Source organism: Pseudomonas sp. Marseille-Q1929 (genome assembly GCF_017316265.1).
In the GTDB taxonomy this organism is placed as follows: domain Bacteria; phylum Pseudomonadota; class Gammaproteobacteria; order Pseudomonadales; family Pseudomonadaceae; genus Aquipseudomonas.
In genome coordinates this window covers 20,808-42,455 of sequence record NZ_JAFLWU010000024.1, presented here as the reverse complement: position 1 = coordinate 42,455, position 21,648 = coordinate 20,808, and the positions used below count along the sequence as shown (strand labels likewise).

General features: G+C 59.8%; 23 protein-coding genes. 10 read left to right on the top strand and 13 right to left on the bottom strand.

The window, feature by feature from the left end:
* Nucleotides 1-67 precede the first annotated feature (67 nt).
* Genes J1G37_RS22200 through J1G37_RS22190 form a run of 3 tightly spaced genes read left to right on the top strand, consistent with a single transcriptional unit; the run spans nt 68 to nt 3,312 of the window.
* A complete protein-coding gene (locus J1G37_RS22200; RefSeq protein ID WP_207045379.1) occupies nt 68-1,318 on the top strand; it encodes a lipoprotein-releasing ABC transporter permease subunit in 1,251 nt (416 codons plus the stop codon).
* A 7-nt stretch (nt 1,319-1,325) separates the two neighbouring features.
* Complete coding sequence (lolD, locus tag J1G37_RS22195; RefSeq protein ID WP_017477213.1) at nt 1,326-2,009, top strand: lipoprotein-releasing ABC transporter ATP-binding protein LolD; 684 nt, start codon at nt 1,326-1,328, stop codon at nt 2,007-2,009.
* A 58-nt stretch (nt 2,010-2,067) separates the two neighbouring features.
* Nucleotides 2,068-3,312, top strand: coding sequence for a lipoprotein-releasing ABC transporter permease subunit (locus J1G37_RS22190; protein ID WP_124528043.1), 1,245 nt, complete (start codon nt 2,068-2,070; stop codon nt 3,310-3,312).
* 105 nt (nt 3,313-3,417) lie between these two features.
* Here the strand turns inward: J1G37_RS22190 and J1G37_RS22185 are convergent, their stop codons facing one another.
* Both J1G37_RS22185 and J1G37_RS22180 read right to left on the bottom strand, forming a co-directional pair.
* The gene (locus J1G37_RS22185; protein WP_207045376.1) at nt 3,418-4,764 is read right to left on the bottom strand and encodes a heavy metal sensor histidine kinase; all 1,347 of its coding nucleotides are present in this window, start codon (nt 4,762-4,764) and stop codon (nt 3,418-3,420) included.
* Nucleotides 4,761-5,441, bottom strand: coding sequence for a heavy metal response regulator transcription factor (locus J1G37_RS22180; protein WP_207045374.1), 681 nt, complete (start codon nt 5,439-5,441; stop codon nt 4,761-4,763). Before J1G37_RS22180 ends, J1G37_RS22185 begins: the two co-directional genes overlap by 4 nt.
* Nucleotides 5,442-5,596: 155 nt before the next feature.
* Here J1G37_RS22180 and J1G37_RS22175 point away from each other — a divergent pair, with 155 nt between their 5' ends.
* Together J1G37_RS22175 and queF are read left to right on the top strand one after the other, a co-directional pair.
* Nucleotides 5,597-6,112 carry a cupredoxin family protein gene (locus J1G37_RS22175; RefSeq protein WP_207045373.1) on the top strand — a complete coding sequence of 172 codons (516 nt, stop codon included), beginning with the start codon at nt 5,597-5,599 and terminating at the stop codon, nt 6,110-6,112.
* Nucleotides 6,113-6,173: 61 nt separating this feature from the next.
* Nucleotides 6,174-7,004: an NADPH-dependent 7-cyano-7-deazaguanine reductase QueF gene (queF, locus tag J1G37_RS22170; RefSeq protein ID WP_207045370.1), complete on the top strand. Its 831-nt coding sequence runs from the start codon at nt 6,174-6,176 to the stop codon at nt 7,002-7,004.
* Between the two features lie 137 nt (nt 7,005-7,141).
* Here queF and J1G37_RS22165 read toward each other — a convergent pair whose 3' ends face one another.
* Entirely contained in the window at nt 7,142-7,408 is a 267-nt protein-coding gene (locus J1G37_RS22165) for a DUF4404 family protein (protein WP_207045368.1), read from the bottom strand.
* A gap of 110 nt (nt 7,409-7,518) precedes the next feature.
* Nucleotides 7,519-8,127 carry an HAD family phosphatase gene (locus J1G37_RS22160; RefSeq protein WP_207045367.1) on the bottom strand — a complete coding sequence of 203 codons (609 nt, stop codon included), beginning with the start codon at nt 8,125-8,127 and terminating at the stop codon, nt 7,519-7,521.
* Nucleotides 8,128-8,323: 196 nt separating this feature from the next.
* On the opposite strand from J1G37_RS22160, the gene J1G37_RS22155 reads away from it, so the two are divergent.
* Nucleotides 8,324-9,013: a VacJ family lipoprotein gene (locus J1G37_RS22155; protein ID WP_017737357.1), complete on the top strand. Its 690-nt coding sequence runs from the start codon at nt 8,324-8,326 to the stop codon at nt 9,011-9,013.
* Nucleotides 9,014-9,075: 62 nt separating this feature from the next.
* Here J1G37_RS22155 and J1G37_RS22150 read toward each other — a convergent pair whose 3' ends face one another.
* Complete coding sequence (locus J1G37_RS22150; protein ID WP_207045365.1) at nt 9,076-9,372, bottom strand: PilZ domain-containing protein; 297 nt, start codon at nt 9,370-9,372, stop codon at nt 9,076-9,078.
* 277 nt (nt 9,373-9,649) lie between these two features.
* Between J1G37_RS22150 and rssB the strand changes: the two genes are divergently transcribed.
* Together rssB and rssC are read left to right on the top strand one after the other, a co-directional pair.
* Nucleotides 9,650-10,831 (top strand): two-component system response regulator RssB, encoded by a 1,182-nt coding sequence (rssB, locus tag J1G37_RS22145; protein ID WP_017737359.1) that lies wholly within the window; start codon nt 9,650-9,652, stop codon nt 10,829-10,831.
* The gene (gene rssC, locus J1G37_RS22140) at nt 10,831-11,313 is read left to right on the top strand and encodes an anti-sigma factor antagonist RssC (RefSeq protein WP_003172602.1); all 483 of its coding nucleotides are present in this window, start codon (nt 10,831-10,833) and stop codon (nt 11,311-11,313) included. The genes rssB and rssC overlap by 1 nt, the downstream gene beginning before the upstream one ends.
* 145 nt (nt 11,314-11,458) lie before the next feature.
* On the opposite strand, the gene tal is transcribed toward rssC, so the two are convergent.
* From tal to J1G37_RS22115, 5 genes are all read right to left on the bottom strand, one after another.
* Complete coding sequence (tal, locus tag J1G37_RS22135) at nt 11,459-12,385, bottom strand: transaldolase (protein ID WP_017737360.1); 927 nt, start codon at nt 12,383-12,385, stop codon at nt 11,459-11,461.
* Nucleotides 12,386-12,572: 187 nt separating this feature from the next.
* The gene (dusA, locus tag J1G37_RS22130; RefSeq protein ID WP_207045363.1) at nt 12,573-13,568 is read right to left on the bottom strand and encodes a tRNA dihydrouridine(20/20a) synthase DusA; all 996 of its coding nucleotides are present in this window, start codon (nt 13,566-13,568) and stop codon (nt 12,573-12,575) included.
* A gap of 100 nt (nt 13,569-13,668) precedes the next feature.
* Nucleotides 13,669-14,508 carry a hypothetical protein gene (locus J1G37_RS22125; RefSeq protein WP_207045360.1) on the bottom strand — a complete coding sequence of 280 codons (840 nt, stop codon included), beginning with the start codon at nt 14,506-14,508 and terminating at the stop codon, nt 13,669-13,671.
* Between the two features lie 152 nt (nt 14,509-14,660).
* A complete protein-coding gene (locus J1G37_RS22120; RefSeq protein WP_207045357.1) occupies nt 14,661-15,848 on the bottom strand; it encodes an MFS transporter in 1,188 nt (395 codons plus the stop codon).
* Between the two features lie 298 nt (nt 15,849-16,146).
* On the bottom strand, nt 16,147-16,710 hold the full coding sequence (locus J1G37_RS22115; protein WP_207045354.1) for a Wzz/FepE/Etk N-terminal domain-containing protein: 564 nt from the start codon (nt 16,708-16,710) through the stop codon (nt 16,147-16,149).
* Nucleotides 16,711-17,200: 490 nt separating this feature from the next.
* Here J1G37_RS22115 and mqo point away from each other — a divergent pair, with 490 nt between their 5' ends.
* Both mqo and J1G37_RS22105 read left to right on the top strand, forming a co-directional pair.
* Nucleotides 17,201-18,847, top strand: a complete 1,647-nt coding sequence (gene mqo / locus J1G37_RS22110) for a malate dehydrogenase (quinone) (RefSeq protein ID WP_207045353.1) — start codon at nt 17,201-17,203, stop codon at nt 18,845-18,847.
* 242 nt (nt 18,848-19,089) lie between these two features.
* Nucleotides 19,090-19,419: a YXWGXW repeat-containing protein gene (locus J1G37_RS22105; RefSeq protein WP_207045352.1), complete on the top strand. Its 330-nt coding sequence runs from the start codon at nt 19,090-19,092 to the stop codon at nt 19,417-19,419.
* A gap of 11 nt (nt 19,420-19,430) precedes the next feature.
* On the opposite strand, the gene J1G37_RS22100 is transcribed toward J1G37_RS22105, so the two are convergent.
* The 3 genes from J1G37_RS22100 to ppnN form a co-directional block, all read right to left on the bottom strand.
* A complete protein-coding gene (locus J1G37_RS22100) occupies nt 19,431-19,826 on the bottom strand; it encodes a type II toxin-antitoxin system VapC family toxin (RefSeq protein WP_207045351.1) in 396 nt (131 codons plus the stop codon).
* The gene (locus tag J1G37_RS22095) at nt 19,823-20,080 is read right to left on the bottom strand and encodes an AbrB/MazE/SpoVT family DNA-binding domain-containing protein (RefSeq protein ID WP_207045350.1); all 258 of its coding nucleotides are present in this window, start codon (nt 20,078-20,080) and stop codon (nt 19,823-19,825) included. The genes J1G37_RS22100 and J1G37_RS22095 overlap by 4 nt, the downstream gene beginning before the upstream one ends.
* A 172-nt stretch (nt 20,081-20,252) precedes the next feature.
* The gene (gene ppnN, locus J1G37_RS22090) at nt 20,253-21,626 is read right to left on the bottom strand and encodes a nucleotide 5'-monophosphate nucleosidase PpnN (protein ID WP_207045349.1); all 1,374 of its coding nucleotides are present in this window, start codon (nt 21,624-21,626) and stop codon (nt 20,253-20,255) included.
* Nucleotides 21,627-21,648: the final 22 nt, after the last annotated feature.

The window sequence follows — 21,648 nt, the reverse complement described above, 5'->3', positions numbered from 1 at the left end:
TGAGTGTAAAGCTGCTTACCAGACCCCGCCACCGGGACGTCTTCTTTTCCTCCGAACAAGCCCCGACATGTTCAGACCTCTCTTCGTATTTATCGGCACGCGTTATACCCGTGCAAAGCGTCGCAATCATTTTGTGTCGTTCATTTCCTTGACCTCGATGATCGGGCTCGCCTTGGGCGTGGTCGTGATGATCGTGGTGCTGTCGGTGATGAACGGCTTCGATCATGAGATGCGTACCCGCGTGCTGGGCATGGTGCCCCACGCGACCATCGAGGGCGATGAGCCCATCAGTGACTGGCAAAGCCTGGCCGACAAGGTCAAGCAGAACCCCAAGGTGCTGGCCGTCGCGCCATTTACCCAGATGCAGGGGTTGCTGACCAACGACGGCAAGGTGCAGAAAATCCTGCTCAATGCCATCGACCCGGCCCAGGAGCGCAACGTCTCGATCATCGACAAGTTCATGTTGTCGGGCAAACTCGATGACCTCGCCCCTGGCGAGTTCGGCATCGTGATCGGTGACAAGGCCGCGGCCAAGCTCGGCGTGAACCTGGGCGACAAGCTGACCTTCGTCGCCCCGGAAGTCACCGTGACCCCGGCCGGCATGTTCCCGCGCATGAAGCGCTTTACCGTGGTCGGCACCTTCCACGTGGGCGCTGGCGAGATCGACGGCTACCTCGGTCTGACCAACCTCACCGACCTGGCCCGCCTGCATCGCTGGAAGCCGGACCAGGTGCAGGGCCTGCGCCTCAAGTTCAATGACCTGTTCGACGCCCCGCGTACCTCGTGGGAAATCGCCCAGAACCTGGGCGAATCCCAATACTACGCCCGCGACTGGACCCGCACCCACGGCAACCTGTACCAGGCCATCCGCATGGAAAAAGCCATGATCGGCTTGCTGTTGCTGCTGATCGTCGCCGTGGCCGCGTTCAATATCATCTCCACGCTGGTGATGGTGGTGAATGACAAGAAAGGCGACATCGCCATCCTGCGCACCCTTGGCGCCACGCCTGGGCAGATCATGGCGATCTTCATGGTGCAGGGCACGGTGATTGGCGTGGTCGGCACCCTGATCGGCACCGCCGTCGGCATCCTGGCCGCGCTGAACGTCAGCGCCGCCATCGCCGGCCTCGAAACCCTGATCGGCCACAAGTTTCTCAACGCCGACGTCTACTTCATCGACTACTTGCCGTCCCAGGTACAGGCCCAGGACGTGTTGATGGTGGGCGGCGCCGCGTTGGTATTGAGTTTTCTTGCCACCCTGTATCCAGCCTGGCGCGCGGCACGCACCCAGCCAGCACAGGCCTTACGTTATGAGTGAATCGGGCATGAGTGAAAAAGCAATCTTGAGCTGCCGCAACCTGGGCAAATCCTACGAGGAAGGCCCGGAGTCGGTGGTGGTGCTGTCCAACCTGCAACTGGAGTTGCACCCGGGCGAGCGCGTGGCGATTGTCGGCAGTTCCGGCTCTGGCAAAAGTACCTTGTTGAACCTGTTGGGCGGCCTTGATACGCCGTCCCAGGGCAGCGTATGGCTGGCCGGGGAAGAACTGTCGGCCCTTGGTGAAAAGGCCCGTGGTCAGTTGCGCAACCGCTCGCTCGGTTTTGTGTACCAGTTCCACCACCTGCTGCCGGAGTTCACCGCCCTGGAAAACGTGTGCATGCCGCTGTTGATCGGCAAGACCGCGATCCCGGAAGCCCGTCAGCGCGCCAAGGCTTTGCTGGAGCGCGTCGGCCTGGGCCATCGCCTGGAGCACAAGCCAGCCGAACTGTCCGGCGGCGAGCGCCAGCGTGTGGCCATCGCCCGTGCCCTGGTCAACAACCCGGGCCTGGTGATGCTCGACGAGCCGACCGGCAACCTCGACTCCCACACAGCGCAGGGCATCAAGGACTTGATGCTGGAGTTGAGCACGCAGATGCGCACCGCGTTTCTGGTGGTGACCCATGACATGAGCATGGCCCGCCAGATGGACCGTGTGTTGCACCTGCAGGAAGGTCATCTGGTCGCCATCTGACCTGTTTCAAGCCCGGTGTCTGACATCGGGTTTTCTATTTTTCCAACGGTGCCCGCGAATGTTCAGACCGTTATCGATTTTCATCGGCACGCGCTATACCCGCGCCAAGCGCCGCAACCGTTTTGTTTCGTTTATCTCGATGACCTCGATGATCGGCCTCGCCCTGGGTGTGCTGGCGATGATCGTGGTGTTGTCGGTGATGAACGGCTTCCAGCGCGAAATGAGCTCACGCATCCTCGGCATGGTGCCCCACGCCACTATCGTCGGCGTGAACCCGATTGACGACTGGCAGCCAGTGGCCGCCGCTGCGATGAAGAATCCTGAAGTGACCGCCGCAGTACCGTTCACGCAGATGGATGGCATGTTCTCCTACAAGGGCGCGATGCAGCCGATTGAGATCAGCGGCGTCGACCCGGCCCAGGAAGGCAAGGTGTCGATCGTGGCCCAGCACATCGTGCAGGGCAAGCTGGAGGACCTGAAACCCGGCGAGTTCGGCGTGGTGGTCGGTGAAATCACCGCCCGGCGCTTTCGCTTGAATGTGGGCGACAAGCTGACCCTGATCGTCCCGGAAATCAGCACGGCACCGGGGGGGATCACCCCGCGCATGCAGCGTCTGAATGTGGTCGGTATCTTCAAGGTCGGCGCCGAGCTGGATGGCTCCATGGCCTTGATCCACATGGCCGACGCGGCAGAGATCCAGCATTGGCAGCCAAACCAGGTGCAAAGCGTGCGCCTGGCGGTGAAAGACCTGTATGCGGCGCCCAAGGTCTCGGCGGATATCGCCGGCAGCCTGGGCACCGCCTACAAGGCGGACGACTGGACCCACACCCAGGGCAGCCTGTTCAGCGCGATGAAGATGGAAAAAACCATGATCGGCCTGCTGTTGCTGATGATCGTCGCCGTGGCGGCGTTCAACATCATCGCCACCCTGATCATGGTGGTGAACGACAAGGGCGCCGACATCGCCATCCTGCGCACCATTGGCGCCACGCCACGGCAGATCATGGCGATCTTCATGGTGCAGGGCACGGTGATCGGCATCGTCGGCACCTTGATTGGCGGCGTGCTGGGGGTGATTGCGGCGCTGAACGTGAGTGCGCTGGTGGGCTGGATGGAGCGGGTGACCGGGCAGCATATCTTCAGTTCGGACGTGTACTTTGTCAGCAACCTGCCTTCGGAGCTGCAGGGTGGGGATGTGCTGCTGATTTGCACGGCGGGGTTTGTGTTGAGCTTTTTGGCGACGCTGTATCCGGCGTATCGGGCCGCGAAGATTGAGCCGGCGCATGCCCTGAGGTATTCGTAGGCCTTTGGATCGCTATCGCAGGCAAGCCAGCTCCCACAGTTGAATGTATTCACAAATCAAAATGTGGGAGCGGGCTTGCCCGCGATAGGGCCGGCACAGCTTGCATCAATCTGGAGCTGGCAACTCAATCACAAACCTAGTCCAACCCGCCCCCGACTCACAAAAAATCCGCCCGCCATGGGCCCGCACAATCGACTGGGTAATCGGCAACCCCAGCCCTGCATGCTCGCTGCTGCCCTCATGGCGCGCCGGGTCCGCCCGGTAGAATCGGTCAAACAGCCTCGGCAGCAACTCTGCTGGAATACCTTCCCCGGTATTCTCGACAGTCAGCCTCACACCGTCCTCTATCCGCACCCGCACTACGCCCTCCGTCGGCGTGAACCGCAGCGCGTTATCCAGCAGGTTCGACAGCGCCCGGCGCAACATGCCGCGGTCACCTGCCGTATGTGCAGAGCCTTCACGTACCAGGCTGACCTGGGCGTCCTCCGCCAGCAACGCAAAAAACTCCAGCAACGTGTCCACTTCATCGGCCAATGCCAAGGGCTCGCGCTTGGGCATCAGTAAGCCGTGGTCCGCCTTGGCCAGGTACAGCATGTCGTTGACCAATTGCGCCATCCATTGCAGCTCTTCCAGATTGCTGTGCAGCGCTTCGCGGTAGTCCTCCAGCGGGCGCGGCTGGGTGAGGATGACCTGGGTGTGGGTCAGCAGGTTCGACAGCGGTGTGCGCAGCTCATGGGCGATATCGGCGGAGAACGCCGAGAGGCGCTGGAAGGCGTCGTCCAGGCGGCCGAGCATGGCATTGAAGGCTTGGGCCAGTTCGGCCAGCTCGGCTGGCATCTGTTCCTGGGGCAGGCGTTGGGTCAGGGAGTGGGCCGATACGCCTGCCGCCACATCACCCATGCGCCGCAACGGCCGCAACCCACTGCGCGCGGCCCAGGCACCCAGCAAGGCGGTGGCGAGTGCCGAGAGGCCAACCGTCAGCCAGATCAGGTGCTGCATGCGTTGCAGGAAGTGCTGGTGGTGGGTGATGTCGAGCATCAGGCTCAGCTGTGGCGAGTCAGGTGTGCCGGCCATCAACGGCGCGTTGTACACCCGGTAGTCGGTACCGGCGTCTTGCAGGCTGTGCAAGCCGGGGGAATCGGGCAAGGTCATGCCGGGTGCGCCGTCAAACCAGCGCTGGCCCGCGCGGGTAATGCGCAGGGTGAGGTCGGGTTGGTGGCTGAGTTCGGCGCGCAGTTGCGCTTCGCGACGGGCAAAGGATTCGGCCGAGTCCACACCTTGCAAGGTGCTGCGCAGGGCCACGAGCTGGCTGTCGAGCTGTTGTTGGTCCAGCTCGATGAAATGCGCCTCGCTGGCACGGTTGAACAGCACGCCGGCGAGCAACGAGACCACCGCAGTACACGCCGCAAACAACAGTGCCAGGCGGCTGGCCAGGGACAGGCGCTGGATCAATTGAAGCGCTCCTCCAACACGTAACCCATGCCGCGCACGGTGTGGATCAACTTGTTGGGGAAGCTGTCGTCGACTTTCAGGCGCAGGCGACGGATCGCCACTTCGATGATGTTGGTGTCGCTGTCGAAGTTCATGTCCCAGACCTGGGAGGCGATCAGCGATTTGGGCAGCACTTCGCCTTGGCGGCGCAGCAACAGTTCCAGCAGGGCGAACTCCTTGGCCGTCAGGTCGATGCGCTGGCCGTCCCGCTCGACGCGACGGCGAATCAGGTCCAGGCGCAGGTCGGCCAGTTGCAGGGCGGTTTCCTGTGGCGCGCTGCTGCCACGGCGCAACAGGCTGCGCACCCGAGCCAGCAGTTCGGAAAAGGCGAAAGGCTTGACCAGGTAATCATCGGCGCCCAGTTCCAGGCCGTGTACGCGGTCTTCCACGGCGTCGCGGGCGGTGAGGAACAGCACCGGCGTCTCCAGGCCGGCGCTGCGCACCGCTTGCAGGATTTGCCAGCCATCGCGACCGGGTAGCATGACGTCGAGAATCAGCAGATCGTAGTCACCGGTCAATGCCAGGTGCTGGCCGCTGGTGCCGTCGGCCGCCAGCTCGGTGGTAAAGCCGGCTTCGGCCAGGCCCTGGCGCAGGTAATGGCCGGTTTTCGGTTGGTCTTCGACGATCAGCAGTTTCATGGGCGGCTCTGGGTGGCGGTGCACGAGGCGCTTTATACCGTGGGTTCCAGGGTAGGGGCGCAACCTGACAAAGTTGTAATCTAGCAGTCAGCTAGCTGGCAGCAGCCCCATCTTAGAGTGCTGTTCAGCGTGTTACACATTTTTGGAGAGTTGAGATGGCGTTGCGTACACCCCTGTTATTGGCGGGTTACCTGTTGGTGGCGAGTTTTGCTGCGATGGCGGACTCGGCGCATACCTATGCATTTGGCCACGCGGCAGCGGCCGCTCAGGCCACGCGCACTGTGGAAGTGACCTTGCAGGATATTTCCTTTTCGCCCAAGTCATTGGACGTAAAGGCCGGTGAGACCGTGCGCTTTGTCCTGGTCAATAAAGGCCAGCTGCTTCACGAATTCAACCTGGGCGACGCGGCGATGCATGCCGAACACCAGAAGGAAATGTTGCAGATGCAGGCCAGTGGCATGCTCACCGCCACCGGCATGGGCAAGATGGATCACAGTGCCATGGGTCATGGCGCGATGATGAAACATGATGATCCCAACAGTGTGTTGGTCGAGCCTGGGAAAACCGCCGAGTTGACCTGGACCTTCACCCGGTCCACGGGCCTGGAGTTCGCCTGCAACCTGCCAGGGCATTACCAGGCGGGCATGGTGGGAGAGCTGAACGTCGAGTAGGCCGCAAAGGCGGGGGCAAAGGCTGGTAGACTGACGGCGTTTATTTAGCCAGGTTTCCGCCATGCATCCCGCAGCCGAACATTCGCCGCTGGGCAAGTCCAGTGAATACATCTCCACCTACACCCCGTCGTTGCTGTTTCCGATTCCTCGCGCCGCCAAATGGGCCGAGCTGGGCCTGAGCGCCGAGACCCTGCCTTACAAGGGCGTGGACTTCTGGAACTGCTTCGAACTGTCCTGGCTGTTGCCGTCGGGCAAGCCGGTGGTGGCCATCGGTGAGTTCAGCATCCCGGCTGACTCGCCGAATATCATCGAGTCCAAGTCCTTCAAGCTGTACCTCAACTCGCTGAACCAGACCGCATTCGCCGACACGGCGAACCTGGAAGCGACCCTGCGCACCGACCTCAGCGCCGCAGCCGGCAAGCCGGTGAGTGTGCGCATCCGCAGCTTGGCCGAGATCGAGGCCGAAGGCGTGATGGCGTTGCCGGGCGTGTGCATCGATGAGCTGGACATCAGCGTCAGCAATTATGAGCACCCGCGCCCGGAACTGCTGCGTTGCGATGATTCGCGCATTGTCGAGGAGAGCGTGCACAGCCACCTGCTCAAATCCAACTGCCCGGTGACCAGCCAGCCCGACTGGGGCAGCGTGGTGGTGGAGTACCGTGGGGCCGCGCTGGATCACGCCAGCCTGCTGGAATACATCGTGAGCTTTCGCCAGCACTCGGACTTCCATGAGCAGTGTGTGGAGCGGATCTTTCTCGACCTGCAACGTTTGCTCAAGCCTGAGAAATTGACGGTGTATGCGCGTTATGTGCGGCGTGGTGGGTTGGATATCAACCCTTATCGCAGTACTGAGGATGTGTCGTTCCAGAACGTGCGCCTGGCCCGCCAATAGCCTTCACGCAGAACCAAATGTGGGAGCGGGCTTGCTCGCGAATGCGGTAGATCAGCCAATGAATCTGTTGACTGACACGCCGCCTTCGCGAGCAAGCCCGCTCCCACATTGGTTTCTGTGTCTGGCTGAAACCTGAGTCAGATCCCGATGTTGCCCAGAGTGGTCACGATGTTACGCAGCGTCCCGGCAATCAGCGGGTGCTCGGATTCGAATTCCACCGCCGCCAGGTTCACATCGTCGGCAATGCTCGGAGGTTGGGTGGCGGGCTCCAGTTCAAGCTGGACTTCAAACTTGGCGAGCAAGGCTTCCAACGCTTCACGTTTTTCGGGCGACAGCGGTGGAACCTGTTCCAGTTGCTCGCGCAATGTATTGACCTGTTCTTGCAGTTTTTCGCGGGCAGGCATGGCGTTCTTCCTTTTATCGATAGGCACTGGCATAGACCGCGGCACGCCGAGAAAGGTCTACGGGCTGACCTGTAGACTAATCCACCTGCGCCGACTGTGCATGATCTCGATCAGGGCTTCTCGCCTTTGAGCTGGCGCAGGCTGATGTCGGCCAGGCAGGTGCCGAGCTCGCCCAGGTGGTCGATCACCGAATGCACGCCCAGCCCGTACAGGGCCACGGTGGCCTTGCCGCGCTTGTGCTCGCGCTCTTGCTCGCTCAACGCCTGCCATTGCGCCGGGGCCATGCCGCACAGCGAGCCGCAGGACGCCAGGCCAATCGTCCACAGGCCGGCGTTGAGCCCCGATTGCAGCAAGCGCGGTTCGCCGCTGACCAGCACACAGCCTTCGAGGCGTTCGATGTTCAATTCCATCAAGGCCTGCCAGCAGGCGTGAGGGGCGGGCCAGCGAATGGAGGAGGGCGATGTTGCTTTCAGCCAGTTGGGCAGCACCGTGGCCAATGGCGTGGTAATCGAGGCGGGGAGTTCGTCCAGCCAGGCGCAGGGCACGCCCTGCTCTTGCAGGCTGCGCAGGATTTTCAGGGCGCCGGGGGTGGCCAGGGAATCGAGCGAGGACGAATCGCTGCGTGCCTGGGAACCGAAGTCCACCAGGCAACCACTCAGGCCAAACAGAACGGCAGTCAAGGCAGGCGCGCTGGCGATGGCAATCTCGGCGTGAGGCATGGGCACATCCCTGAAATAGCTCTGACCCTATCGGCGCGGGATGACAAGCCGATGACACCCGGCTTTAATTGTAGGAATTTTGTGCATTTACGGCATGACTTTTCCCAGTTGCTGCCTAAATGGACACTTCCGTCATATACTCACGGCCTTATTCAGGGCATAGCGCCCATGACAGACCATTCAAGGAGCAAAAGCTATGCGCTGGAGCCACTACTTCGCTCAGCTGTCGGTGTGTGCCACTGTCCTGCTGGCCCCGTTCGCCGCACAGGCAGCCTCGGAAGATGATCCCTGGGAAAGCGTGAACCGCCCGATCTTCACCTTCAACGACACCGTTGATACCTATGCCCTCAAGCCTCTGGCCCAAGGCTATCAGTTCGTGACCCCGCAATTCATGCAGGATGGTGTTCATAACTTCTTCCGCAATATCGGCGATGTCGGCAACCTGGCCAACAATGTGCTGCAGCTCAAGCCGCATGCGGCGGGTGTGGACACGGCGCGCTTGTTGATGAACACCACGTTTGGCGTGCTGGGCTTTATCGACGTCGGCACCAAAATGGGGCTGCAACGCAGCGATGAAGACTTCGGCCAGACCCTCGGCTACTGGGGCGTGGGCAGCGGTCCTTACGTGATGCTGCCGTTGCTGGGCCCGAGCACCTTGCGTGACGCGCCGTCCAAGTACGTCGACAGCTACACCCAGCCGTACCGCTACATGAACGATATCGGCTGGCGCAACAGCACCTTCGGCCTGAACGTGGTTGATGTCCGTGCCAGCTTGCTCGACAGCGAGAAGCTGATCACCGGCGACAAATACACCTTCATCCGCAACGCCTACTTGCAGAACCGCGAGTTCAAGGTGAAGGACGGCAAGGTTGTTGACGACTTTTAAGTCGTGATGTCTTGAAATGGAAAAAGGCGACCGTGAGGGTCGCCTTTTTTTGTGCGCGGATTTCAGCGCATTTTCAAGATCTTGAGGCCCAGGTGCTGGTCTGGGCCGTGTGTCTTGGTCCAGACTACCTCGGTGTCCGCTTCCAGCCCCGCGAGGGCGGTGTGCTCGGAATCGATGCGTACGGTCAGTGTGTCGCCTACCTGGAATTGGCGCGGCGCCTGCACCTGCATGCCGGAGCTGGAAAGGTCCACGCAAACCCCTGCAATCTCTTGTCCGGCGTGGATCAAAGACACATCGGCATCCACTCGCATGCGGATGAAATCGCGTTTTTCGGCGTAGTCGCGCTCGTGTTCGCTCACGGGTTCCATCCTTACTTTGTGTTGTGGTATTGCCTGTTCTTATAACTCCCAGTGATTTGCGATGTAAAGACGCCCGGCGACCATCGGCATGAGCTTGAAACCCCTGACGGATGGGAGTACCGTCTGCGCCTTAGAAGGGCACCTCTGCTTTACTGTTGTGCGTAGGCCAAAAGCCCGTGCTTTGTAGGACAGAGTGGCTAGAAAGCGAATCCAGTAGTGTGAGTCCGGCCATTGCCGAGCTGCCTACGCCAACCTAATTCTGGCGCCGTTTGCCCACATGCAAAAAACCAGTGCCACGCTGCTGATAATCGATGACGACGAAGTAGTGCGCGCGAGTCTCGCGGCCTATTTGGAAGACAGTGGCTTCAGCGTCCTGCAGGCCAGCAATGGCCAACAGGGTCTCCAGGTATTCGAGCGCGACAAGCCCGACCTTGTGATCTGCGACCTGCGCATGCCCCAGATGGGCGGCCTGGAGCTGATTCGCCAGGTGACCGAGCTTGCGCCGCAGACGCCGGTGATTGTGGTGTCCGGTGCCGGGGTGATGAACGACGCGGTCGAGGCCCTGCGCCTGGGCGCTGCCGACTACCTGATCAAGCCCCTGGAAGACCTGGCGGTGCTGGAGCATTCGGTACGCCGTGCCCTGGATCGTGCACGCCTGCTCCTGGAAAACCAGCGCTACCGCGAAAAACTCGAAACCGCCAACCGCGAACTTGAAGCCAGCCTGAACCTGCTCCAGGAAGACCAGAACGCCGGTCGCCAGGTGCAGATGAACATGTTGCCGGTGAGCCCGTGGACCATCGACGAATTCCAGTTTGCCCACCAGATCATCCCGTCGTTGTACCTGTCGGGTGATTTTGTCGATTATTTCCGTGTGGATGAGCGCCGCGTTGCGTTCTACCTGGCCGACGTCTCCGGCCACGGCGCCTCGTCTGCGTTTGTCACCGTGCTGTTGAAGTTCATGACCACGCGGTTGCTGTTCGAATCCAAGCGCAATGGCACCTTGCCGGAGTTCACGCCGTCCGAGGTGCTGGGCCACATCAACCGAGGTTTGATCAGCTGCAAGCTGGGCAAGCACGTGACGATGGTCGGCGGCGTGATTGATGAAGAAACCGGTCTTTTGACCTACAGTATTGGCGGTCACCTGCCGATGCCTGTTTTGTATACGCCTGACAGTGTGCGCTACCTGGAAGGACGTGGTCTGCCCGTAGGCTTGTTCAATGAAGCCACCTACGAAGATCACATCCTGGAGCTGCCGCCGACCTTCAGCCTGACGCTGATGTCCGACGGTATCCTGGACTTGCTTCCAGAGCCTACACTCAAGGAGAAAGAAGCCGCCTTGCCCCAAAAGGTCAAGTCGGCGGGCGGCAGCCTGGATGGCCTGCGGCAAGTGTTTGGATTGGCCACGCTGGGGGAGATGCCGGATGATATCGCCCTATTGGTGTTGAGCAGGAATCTTTGATGAGTACCGGAAGAATCCAATTCGCCGAGCAAGACGGGACCTTTGTCCTGAAGTTTGTCGGTGAAGTGCGCCTGACCTTGTGTTCGGCGCTGGATGCGACGATTGAGCGGATTTTCACCGCGCTGAACTTCTCGGCGATCGTGATCGATCTGACCGAAACCCGCAGCATCGACAGCACCACCCTTGGGTTGTTGGCCAAGTTGTCCATTCTGTCTCGGCAGAAGGTCGGCCTGTTGCCCACGGTCGTCACCACCCACGAAGACATCACCCGTTTGTTGCAGTCCATGGGTTTCGATCAGGTGTTCAACATCGTTGACCGTCCGATCCCGTGCCCGGAATGCCTGACCGACCTGCCGTCGCAGGACCAGTCTGAAGAGGTGGTGCGGGTCAAGGTGTTGGAAGCGCACAAGATCCTGATGGGCTTGAACGAGTCCAACCGCGAAGCGTTCCACGACCTCGTCAACGCCCTCGAACGCCACTGATTCCCCAGTAAAAACTCGGTCTCTGTGGGAGCTGGCTTGCCTGCGATAGCGCCAGCCCAGGCAATACAGGACGTGCTGCCAAACCCGGCGAGCACAAAAAAGGGCGATACCCTCACAGGTATCGCCCTTTTTGTTACGGCCTGCCTTACAACTTGGCGCTCAGCAGTGCCTCCAGTTTCTCCTGATCCCGAGCAAACTGACGAATCCCCTCCGCCAGCTTCTCAGTCGCCATCGCGTCCTCGTTGGACTCCCAGCGGAACTGCGCTTCAGTCAGATGCACACGCGCTTCACCGGCGTGGCCTGGAGCCAGCTTGCGCTCCAGCTTGCCGTTGTCGGCCGCCAGTTTCTCCAGCAGGTCCGGGCTGATGGTCAGGCGATCACAACCGGCCAGTTCTTCGATCTGGCTCAGGTTACGGAAGCTGGCGCCCATCACCACGGTCTTGTAGCCGTTAGCCTTGTAGTAGTTGTAGATGCGCGTCACCGACTGCACGCCCGGGTCTTCCGAGCCGGTGTAGTCGCTGCCGTTGGCCTTCTTGTACCAATCGTAGATGCGGCCCACGAACGGTGAGATCAGGAACACACCTGCTTCGGCACAGGCAACAGCCTGGGCGAAGGAGAACAGCAGGGTCAGGTTGGTCTGGATGCCTTCTTTTTCCAGCTTTTCTGCGGCGCGGATGCCTTCCCAGGTGGAGGCAATCTTGATCAGCACGCGATCACGGCCAATGCCGGCCTTTTCGTACAGGTCGATCAGACGGTGCGCACGCTTGAGTACAGCGTCGGTGTCGAACGAAAGGCGCGCATCCACCTCGGTGGAAATACGCCCCGGAACCACTTTCAGGATCTCTTGACCCACCGCAACCGCAAAGCGATCGCTGGCCAGGCCGACATCACCGTTGCAGTCTTTGACACACTCGTCCAGCAGCTTGGCGTAGGCGGGTATCGACGCAGCCTTGAGCAGCAGGGAAGGGTTGGTGGTGGCGTCTTGCGGTTTGACCCGAGCGATAGCTTCGAAATCGCCGGTATCGGCTACGACGGTGGTGATTTGCTTGAGTTGTTCCAGCTTGGAAGTCATGGGCGTGCTCTGTCCTATGGGTCTGATGACATTACCCGAGCGCCGACAGGCGCTCAAGGGCGCAAATGCGTTCGATCGTTTGCGAGGGCAACAACCTGAAAACAGCCGTTTGAATGACCGGCCTTGCTGGTAGATAGGAGGGCAAAAAGGCCAGCAGGTTCAACCCCGATGACCTGTGATGAGGGGATCAGCGCCCGTCCAGCAATTGCGCGGCTTGATCCAGCAACGCCAGCGGATCGCTCGCTTTATGAATATCCACCGACAACAACTGCCGAAACTTCCGTGCTCCCGGAAACCCCGTCCCCAGCCCCAGCACATGCCGGGTAATGTGATGCATCGCGCCGCCCGTCGCCAAATGCGCCGCAATATAAGGCCGCAATTGCGCCAGTGCCTCCGCCCGGGTGATCACAGGCTCGGTACTGCCAAACAACTGCTGATCCACCTCCGCCAGCAGGTAGGGGTTGTGATAAGCCTCGCGGCCCAACATCACCCCATCAAACACCTGCAAGTGCTCCTGGCATTGTTCCAGTGTCTTGATCCCGCCGTTAAGAATGATCTCCAACTCAGGGAAATCCTGCTTCAACTGCGCTGCCACGTCGTAGCGCAAAGGCGGAATATCCCGATTCTCCTTGGGCGAAAGCCCTTCCAGGATCGCAATGCGCGCATGCACGGTAAAACTGGTGCACCCCGCGTCCTTCACCTGGCCGACAAAATCACACAGCTGCGCGTAACTGTCGCGGCCATTGATCCCGATGCGATGCTTCACCGTCACCGGAATCGCCACTGCATCACGCATCGCTTTCACGCAATCCGCCACCAGCGCGGGGTGGCCCATAAGGCACGCGCCGATCATATTGTTCTGCACGCGGTCGCTGGGGCAGCCAACGTTGAGATTCACCTCATCGTAACCACCGGCCTCAGCCATCCGCGCACACGCGGCCAGGTCCGTCGGAACGCTGCCGCCCAATTGCAATGCCAGCGGGTGCTCGGCGTCGTTGTGGCGCAGGAAGCGCTCGTGGTCGCCATGAAGTATGGCGCCAGTGGTGACCATCTCGGTGTAGAGCAGGGCGTTTTTCGACAACAGGCGCAGGAAGAAGCGGCAGTGGCGGTCGGTCCAATCCATCATGGGCGCGACCGAAAAGCGCCGGGAGAGGGATTGCGATGCAGCAGTAGTCAGGGACATTGGACAATCTGAGTGGACAGGACAGAGGCCGCGAGTTTATCAGGAATCAGGGCGCAGAAATCGTGCGCTGCGGCCCCGGCTCCGACAGGTGCCATCACCGTCATCCCGCAACAACGGTGCCCTTATGAAAAATCTCGCGCCTGGCGCGACGGCTTATATTCTCGTGTTTGCACGAGGCATACATGTCGTCAAACCGGCTGCGGTCGATTTCGCCGTATTTGTGCAGCTCTTCCATGACCATCTGATCGTATTCCTGCTCGATCATGAAGCGGAAAACTTCTCGTCGATAATAGAACCCGAATTGAAATGCCAACACTTCGGCCAAGTAGTCAGTAGGGGTCAGGAAGCAGTTTTCCAGATCAATGGCTTTGGCTGAGTCTGGCGCATCGGTTTGGATCATTACGTTGTTCGCCCAGAAGTCCATGTGCACGATGCCCTTTTCATGCAGGGCGCGCAGCAGGTCGAACGACAGGCTGATCAGGCCGCGGATGTCGCGGCTTTGGTCGAGCCATTGCAGGCCGTTGACGTGGTCATCGAGCATCTCGGTGAAGATGAAGAATTCCTGGATCAAACCAATCGCGGATTTGCGGTAGCCAAATCCGAGCAGGTTGGCGATGGGGGCGCCGCGTTGTTGTGCGGCGTGGGTGTTGATGACTTCTTCGACCGGCCAATCGAAGGCGCCGTCGCGTTTTGCACGTCCCAGGGTCACTCTCAATTTTGGCTTGAAGCTGTCGAGGGGCTGGAATTTGGCGAAGAGGTCGCTTTCCATGCCTTGGAGCGGGGCGCTGATGCGATCTTGCAACTGGTGCCGGCTGTCGATCAGCTCTTGGATAGCCAGTTCGACATTGATATCAGTGTCTTCTGTCAGAAAGATCCTGGCTTTACGGTGGTCGAGTATCGAGGGAAAACTCTGAAGCACACCTCTATCGGGGAAAATCAAAACACATCCTTGTCATTGGGTAAATGTTACAGGGATGTTACACGTATGCCGCTATTGGATCCAACCTGAACCTAGCCTGTCTGATGAATAAATAGTCATCATCAATGGCGGTTTTTTGATTTTGCCGCCATTGACTCAGGTGCTGTCTTGCTTTAGCTACCGCCGTGCATTCGACGTGCTACCAGGTATACCCCCAGGCCGATCAGTGCGGTTGCTGCGCCGATATAGCCGGTGCTGGTCCAGCCGAAGCCGGCGGTGATCGCGATCCCGCCAAACCATGGGCCCAGCGCATTGGCCAGGTTAAACGCGGCGTGGTTGGACGCCGCTGCCAGGCTCGGTGCCTCGTGGGCGATGTCCATCAAGCGGATCTGCAACGGCGCGGCCAGTGCCACCATAGTGCCAACCAGGCCGATGCCCAGCAGTACGCCCCAGAGTGAGCCGGCGGCGAAGGGGAAGAACACCAGCACCGCCATCGACCACACCAGGATCAGGCCCACGGCGCGAAACTGCAGGCGGTCGAAGAGTTTGCCGCCCGCGATGTTGCCGATGATGCCGCCGACGCCGAACGCCGCCAAACCGAATGGAATCCATTGAGGCGTGACCTTGGTTACTTCGAGCATGGTCGGCGCGAGGTAGCTGAATACGCAGAACATCCCGGCGAAACCGATGGCGCCGATCGACAGCGCCATCCACACCTGGGGCTTGGTGAAGGCCCGCAGTTCTTTGCGCGGGTCGCTGCGTGGCTCGTCGCGGCGCTCGGGCACGAAGCGCCAGACCAGCGCGATGGTGCAAAGGGCGATCAGGCTCACCAGTGCGAACGCCGAGCGCCATCCCAGATGCTGCCCGAGGAAGGTCGCGATCGGGTTGCCCAACAGCATGGCCAGGGTCAGGCCCATCATCACCCGGGCGACGGCGCCGGCACGTTTGTCCGATGCCACCATGCTGGAGGCCACTACGGCGGCAATGCCAAAGTAGGCGCCGTGGGGCAGGCCGCTGATAAAGCGAAAGGCCACCAATGAGCTGAATGTCGGGGTGAAGGCAGTGGCCAAGTTGCCTAGCGCATAAAGCCCCATCAGCAACAACAGCATATGTTTGCGCAACAGCCTGGCGCCGAGGATTGCCAGCAGCGGCGCGCCGACCATCACACCGAGGGCGTACGCACTGATGGCGTGTCCGACCTGGGGTTCGCTCAGGTGCAGATTGCTGGCGATGTCGGGCATCAACCCCATGATCGCGAACTCGCCGGTACCGATAGCGAAGCTGCCGACGGCCATGGCCGCTTCCATTTTGGCGGCGTTGCGCGCGGGCAACACGTGCCCGGGTGTTTGGTGGATAGACATGAGGGGTTCTGCTCTCTACGGCGCGCAAGGTAAGCCGGTGATGCTAAAGAACATCGTCGGAGGCGTCTAGGACAGGCGTTTCATGCAGAATTCCATGGCGGCAGGCGTTGTGCCATGAAACGTAGGGCAAGGTAATCGAGCGTGTTACGTATATGAAACACTATTTGTGGTATGGTAACTAATTTGTGTGACTGCTTGAAGGTGGGTAAGTACTAGGAAAATTTTGTTTTAAAAAAAGTTTTCATTGTTGTGGGTGCAGGCTCTTAATTGTCAGGTAAGTAGGGCGGCTTCAGCAGCGTTATTTATCAACTGCGCGTTCGTAATAGGCTTTAAGTAGCGGGAAGAAAATTAATAAGCAGGCCACTATAAAGCCCAGGGAAGCACCGATTGCGAGATACGCCACTAAGCTTTTTGATTTGATAACCTTGATTTCCCCCAAGGTGTTGAAGGCTCTTAGGTTGTGATCTGCGGCCAGCTCTTTTGAGCTGGCCTTGAACGAGGCAAGGTAAATCAGCGGCTGGCGCGTGGCTACGACGTCAATTTTTTTGGCCGCCATGATACCCATGGCGACGTAAAACACATCGTCCTGGATTGAGTTGTAGAGCTTGATCTCAATTGGTTGTGTCGTCGCGGCAGGCACCGTTTCGGTACTGCGAACTTCTCTATATACGCTGAGCAGCGAACCTTTGGTTATGTAGGTGCTGGCGACCCACTTAGGTGGCAAGACATAAAACGCCGCAAGGGCCATTGCAATCCCAATCACGACAGCTGCGATTATCTTGAGCTTGCTCTCCCAGAACGCATGAATAAGAGGCAGGAGGTCAATTTCGTTATCCGTGCATTGATCATTTGGCGTTTTCATGCTGCTCACTAATAGCCCTTTAGATGCGTTCCGCTGAGTGTAGAGTAGTTAAAAATGTTTGCTGTTACAGTTGTTACATCCAAGGGCTGATTGACTGGATAAATAGGTGAATAGTTCCAGATCGGCGCAGCTGGATGCTTGGCAGGCCTGCCAGTGGGCGGCAGCATTCGACCGCCAAGTCCATATCAGACGCCCCATCCTCCCCGAGCGTGATATTCTGCGCGCCGTCTTGGTCTACGCTTTCCAAGGTGCGTTCACCCGAATACGCGCCGACGGTTGGCTGTCGCCCAGGTAGCTGAAGCCAATAATGATAAGAAGTCAGCGCAGAAGGGACATAAAAGTGAGGTCGATACGTCGGTCTTGTGTGCCCACCCTGCAGCCTTTAAGTGAGTGTGCAAACCCCGCGGTGCGTTGCCTGGCGCAGTGTGAAGGAGGGTTGCCCATGATCAGGGGCAGTGGGGCGGATGGCGTTTTATCATAGGTGCTACTGATGTTTAAGAAAGTAAACACTGCCCTGCTGGGGCTGGCTTTGTCGATGGGGATCACGTCCGTTCACGCGGAAGAGGCAAAGAAAGTCGATGTGCTGCTGATCGGCGGCGGCATCATGAGTGCGACCCTGGGTGTATGGCTCAATGAGCTGGAGCCGGGCTGGTCGATGGAAATGGTCGAGCGCCTCGATGGCGTGGCCGAAGAAAGCTCCAACGGCTGGAACAACGCCGGTACCGGTCACTCGGCCCTGGCTGAGCTGAACTACACCCCGGAAGACAAGAACGGCAACGTTGAGATCCCGAAAGCGGTCGAAATCAACGAAGCGTTCCAGATCTCCCGTCAGTTCTGGTCCTGGCAGGTCCAGCAGGGCGTGCTGAAGAACCCGCGTTCGTTCATCAACACCACTCCGCACATGAGCTTTGTGTGGGGCGATGACAACATCAAGTTCCTGAAGAAGCGCTACGAAGCCCTGCAAGCCAGCCCGCTGTTCGCCGGCATGCAGTACTCCGAAGACCCGGCGCAGATCGCCAAGTGGGTTCCGCTGATGATGGAAGGGCGTGACCCGAACCAGAAGATCGCGGCCACCTGGAGCCCGCTGGGTACCGACATGAACTTCGGCGAGATCACCCGCCAGTTCGTCGCTCACCTGCAAACCACGCCTAAGTTCGACCTGAAACTGTCGAGCGAAGTGCAGGACATCACCAAGAACGCCGACGGTTCGTGGCGTGTGAGCTACAAAAATCTGAAAGACGGCACGAAGACCGAAACCGACGCCAAGTTCGTGTTCATCGGCGCGGGCGGCGGTGCACTGCACCTGCTGCAAAAGTCGGGCATTCCTGAAGCCAAGGAATACGCTGGCTTCCCGGTAGGTGGTTCGTTCCTGGTGACCGATAACCCAACCGTGGCCGAGGCGCACCTGGCCAAGGCCTACGGCAAAGCTTCGGTTGGCGCGCCACCGATGTCGGTTCCGCACCTGGACACCCGCGTGCTGGATGGCAAGCGCGTGATCCTGTTTGGCCCATTCGCGACCTTCTCCACCAAGTTCCTGAAGGAAGGTTCGTACCTGGACCTGCTGACCAGCACCACCACCCACAACATCTGGCCAATGACCAAAGTCGGTATTCGTGAATACCCACTGGTCGAGTACCTCGCTGGCCAACTGATGCTGTCGGATGACGACCGCTTCAAGGCACTGCAAGAGTACTTCCCGAACGCCAAGAAAGAAGACTGGCGTCTGTGGCAAGCCGGTCAGCGCGTGCAGATCATCAAGCGTGACGAAGAGCAGGGCGGCGTCCTGAAACTCGGTACCGAAGTGGTCAGCTCCGCCGACAACACTATCGCCGGCCTGTTGGGTGCATCGCCAGGCGCGTCCACCGCGGCTCCGATCATGCTGACCGTGCTGCAGAAAGTGTTCAAGGACAAGGTTGCGACCCCTGAGTGGCAGGCAAAACTGCACCAGATCGTACCGAGCTACGGCACTAAGCTGAACGACAGCCCTGAGGCTGTTGCCAAGGAATGGGCCTACACCGCCGAAGTCCTGCAACTGCCGACACCGCCTGTGATCCCACAGAGCGCTGCGCCGAAAGCTGTCGAAGCTGCCAAGCCAGCGGCTGAGCCGAGCAAGCCAGCGTCTGACCTGGCTTTGTAAGAAGTTGGTGTGGTCCTAGGGCCGCGCTGAGACAAAAGAAGCCCGCTGAACCGGTGACGGTCAGCGGGCTTTTTTGTGCGTGTGCATTACGTGTGGGAGAGCGTCTTGGCGGCGGCGATGGGTTCAGCAATCCGACAGACACCACCTGTTAAAAAGAACCCAGGCCAAGCAGGAGCGTGGCTGCGACAAGGGGGAATTTTTTACCGGTGTAGGCGCAGGGCGAAAACGCCCGAGGGGTTTGTATGTTGCTACGTTACGCAGCATTGGCGGCAGTGGTGGTTGCCGCGTCGGGGTGTGTGCAGGAGCGTGTCGTGCATGAGCGCAGGCCGGTGCAGCGGGAGTATGTCGAAGTCATCGCGCCACAGCCGCCGCCGGTGCAAGTGATCGAAGTCGAACCCGTGCCACGTTACGGCTATGTGTGGTCACGCGGTTACTGGCGCTGGGAGAGCGGGCGCTATGTGGCAGTACACGGTCACTGGGAGGCGGTGCGCGAAGGTTACCGTTATGTACATCCGCACTGGGTACAACGCAATGACGGTTACCACTGGCAGGGTGGTGGCTGGGTTCGTTGAGCCCTGCACGGCTAGGTCAGTCGCTTCATGCCCGCTGCCTTCGCGGCATTGAGATCGAAGGTGGCGGTGTACTCGCATCCTGCTGCATGGGCGCAGCGTTCAATCAGGCAGTCGGCGAAGTCGGCCTTGCTTGCGGTAAACCGTCGGAGTGCCTGCCAGAGGGTTTCGGCATGCTCGATAGTCAGCTCGCGGGTGCGCAGTAACGTCTCCAGAACCATCACCACGTCACTCTTGGCTGATTGGTAGCAGCTCTGTAACACCCATACCAGTTCCACCACCGAGACCAGGCTGACAAAACCGGGCGACAGCGTGGTGAGCGATTCAATCAGATCTGAAGCCTTGGCCGATTGGATTGGATCATCCTGGGTGACATAGCGCACCAGCACATTGGTATCCAGGCCGATCATCCGGCTTTTGCTCCCTGTGCGGCGATAGCGCGATTCATGTCTTCCAAGGATACGGCCTTGGCGGGTTTCTGGATCAGGCCCTTTAGGTCATGCACGGTTTTGCTCGCGGCAATGATCGAAAACCTGCCGTCTTCCATTTCGACAAACTCAACGCGATCACCTGTCTCAAGGCCCAGGGCGGTCCTTACCTGGACAGGAATGGTGATTTGCCCTTTCGAGGTCAGTGTGGCGGTCGCCATATTGAAAATCTCCATCGTGATACTCCTTACCTTAGGGTAAGGAATTATGGAGGACAAGATCCGTTGGTCCATAGGTTGTGCCTTCTGCTGTGAGTGAATCGGACTGAGTAAACACTAGCCCGATTCACGCCATCAGCACGCCCTGGGACGCGCCCAAAGCGCTACAACGTATGACCAACTGCTGGCGTTATTGCACCACGCGATAGCACGGCACATAGGCCGCGCCGCCGGGCAACTTCATGCGGTGCTGGGCAACAAATGCCTGCAGCAGCTCATCCAGCGGTTTCATGATGGCCGGGTCGCCGTGGATCTCGTACGGGCCGTGTTCTTCGATCAGGCGGATGCCCTTGTCCTTGACGTTGCCTGCCACGATCCCGGAAAACGCGCGGCGCAGGTTGGCTGCCAGCTCGTGGGGTGGAAGCGAGTGGCTCAGTTGCAGGCTGGCCATGTTGGCGTGGGTCGGGTCGAACGGGCGCTGGAAGCCTTCGTCGATCTTCAGCAGCCAGTTGAAGTGAAACGCATCGTTGCGCTCACGGCGGAACTGCTTCACGCCCTTGAGCCCGGCCGTCATCTGGCGGGCCACTTCGGCCGGATCGTCGATGATGATCTGGTAGTGCGCCTGTGCCGCTTCGCCGAGGGTTGCACCGACGAACGCGTGCAGTTGTTGCAGGTACGGGGCTGCGTGTTTCGGCCCGGTGAGGATGACCGGGAACGGTAGATCGCGGTTGTCCGGGTGCATCAGGATGCCCAGGAGGTAGAGGAACTCCTCGGCCGTGCCGGCGCCGCCCGGGAAGATGATGATGCCATGGCCGACGCGCACGAACGCTTCCAGGCGTTTTTCGATATCCGGAAGGATCACCAGCTCGTTGACGATCGGGTTGGGCGCTTCGGCGGCGATGATGCCTGGCTCGGTCAGGCCCAGGTAGCGCCCACCGGTAATGCGTTGCTTGGCGTGGGAAATGGTCGCGCCTTTCATCGGACCTTTCATCACGCCGGGCCCGCAACCGGTGCACACGTCCAGGCTGCGCAGGCCCAGTTCGTGGCCGACCTTCTTGGTGTATTTGTATTCTTCGGTATTGATTGAGTGGCCGCCCCAGCACACCACGATTTTCGGTTCGACACCGGCGCGCAACGTACGGGCGTTGCGCAGCAGGTGGAACACGTAGTCGGTGATGCCCTGGGAGTTGCTCAGGTCGATGCGCTGGCTGTCCAGTTCGTTCTCGGTGTAGACAATGTCACGCAGGGCGCTGAACAACATCTCACGGGTGCTGGCGATCATTTCGCCGTCAACGAAGGCATCGGCCGGCGCGTTCAGCAGCTCCAGGCGCACGCCACGGTCTTGCTGGTGGATGCGCACTTCAAAATCCTTGTAGGCGTCGAGGATGGTCTTGGCGTTGTCGATATGCGCGCCGGTATTGAGGATCGCCAGGGCGCACTGGCGGAACAGGGTGTAGGTGCTGCCGGTGCCGGCTTCGCTCAGTTGCTGCACTTCACGCTGGGACAGGGTTTCGAGGCTGCCCTTGGGGCTGACGGAGGCATTGATGACTTGACGTTGGGGCATTCTGATTCCTTGAAAGCGCAGC

What these genes read in the sequence shown, in the direction of transcription:
- queF (WP_207045370.1), top strand. Translation starts at nt 6,174, where the DNA reads ATGCATCCCGCAGCCGAACATTCGCCGCTGGGCAAGTCCAGTGAATAC.
- lolD (WP_017477213.1), top strand. Translation starts at nt 1,326, where the DNA reads ATGAGTGAAAAAGCAATCTTGAGCTGCCGCAACCTGGGCAAATCCTAC.
- rssC (WP_003172602.1), top strand. Translation starts at nt 10,831, where the DNA reads ATGAGTACCGGAAGAATCCAATTCGCCGAGCAAGACGGGACCTTTGTC.
- J1G37_RS22165 (WP_207045368.1), bottom strand. Translation starts at nt 7,408, where the DNA reads ATGCCTGCCCGCGAAAAACTGCAAGAACAGGTCAATACATTGCGCGAG.
- J1G37_RS22200 (WP_207045379.1), top strand. Translation starts at nt 68, where the DNA reads ATGTTCAGACCTCTCTTCGTATTTATCGGCACGCGTTATACCCGTGCA.
- J1G37_RS22105 (WP_207045352.1), top strand. Translation starts at nt 19,090, where the DNA reads ATGTTGCTACGTTACGCAGCATTGGCGGCAGTGGTGGTTGCCGCGTCG.
- mqo (WP_207045353.1), top strand. Translation starts at nt 17,201, where the DNA reads ATGTTTAAGAAAGTAAACACTGCCCTGCTGGGGCTGGCTTTGTCGATG.
- J1G37_RS22160 (WP_207045367.1), bottom strand. Translation starts at nt 8,127, where the DNA reads ATGCCTCACGCCGAGATTGCCATCGCCAGCGCGCCTGCCTTGACTGCC.
- J1G37_RS22100 (WP_207045351.1), bottom strand. Translation starts at nt 19,826, where the DNA reads ATGATCGGCCTGGATACCAATGTGCTGGTGCGCTATGTCACCCAGGAT.
- J1G37_RS22190 (WP_124528043.1), top strand. Translation starts at nt 2,068, where the DNA reads ATGTTCAGACCGTTATCGATTTTCATCGGCACGCGCTATACCCGCGCC.
- J1G37_RS22120 (WP_207045357.1), bottom strand. Translation starts at nt 15,848, where the DNA reads ATGTCTATCCACCAAACACCCGGGCACGTGTTGCCCGCGCGCAACGCC.
- rssB (WP_017737359.1), top strand. Translation starts at nt 9,650, where the DNA reads ATGCAAAAAACCAGTGCCACGCTGCTGATAATCGATGACGACGAAGTA.
- J1G37_RS22175 (WP_207045373.1), top strand. Translation starts at nt 5,597, where the DNA reads ATGGCGTTGCGTACACCCCTGTTATTGGCGGGTTACCTGTTGGTGGCG.
- J1G37_RS22115 (WP_207045354.1), bottom strand. Translation starts at nt 16,710, where the DNA reads ATGAAAACGCCAAATGATCAATGCACGGATAACGAAATTGACCTCCTG.
- J1G37_RS22155 (WP_017737357.1), top strand. Translation starts at nt 8,324, where the DNA reads ATGCGCTGGAGCCACTACTTCGCTCAGCTGTCGGTGTGTGCCACTGTC.
- J1G37_RS22095 (WP_207045350.1), bottom strand. Translation starts at nt 20,080, where the DNA reads ATGGAGATTTTCAATATGGCGACCGCCACACTGACCTCGAAAGGGCAA.
- tal (WP_017737360.1), bottom strand. Translation starts at nt 12,385, where the DNA reads ATGACTTCCAAGCTGGAACAACTCAAGCAAATCACCACCGTCGTAGCC.
- J1G37_RS22180 (WP_207045374.1), bottom strand. Translation starts at nt 5,441, where the DNA reads ATGAAACTGCTGATCGTCGAAGACCAACCGAAAACCGGCCATTACCTG.
- dusA (WP_207045363.1), bottom strand. Translation starts at nt 13,568, where the DNA reads ATGTCCCTGACTACTGCTGCATCGCAATCCCTCTCCCGGCGCTTTTCG.
- ppnN (WP_207045349.1), bottom strand. Translation starts at nt 21,626, where the DNA reads ATGCCCCAACGTCAAGTCATCAATGCCTCCGTCAGCCCCAAGGGCAGC.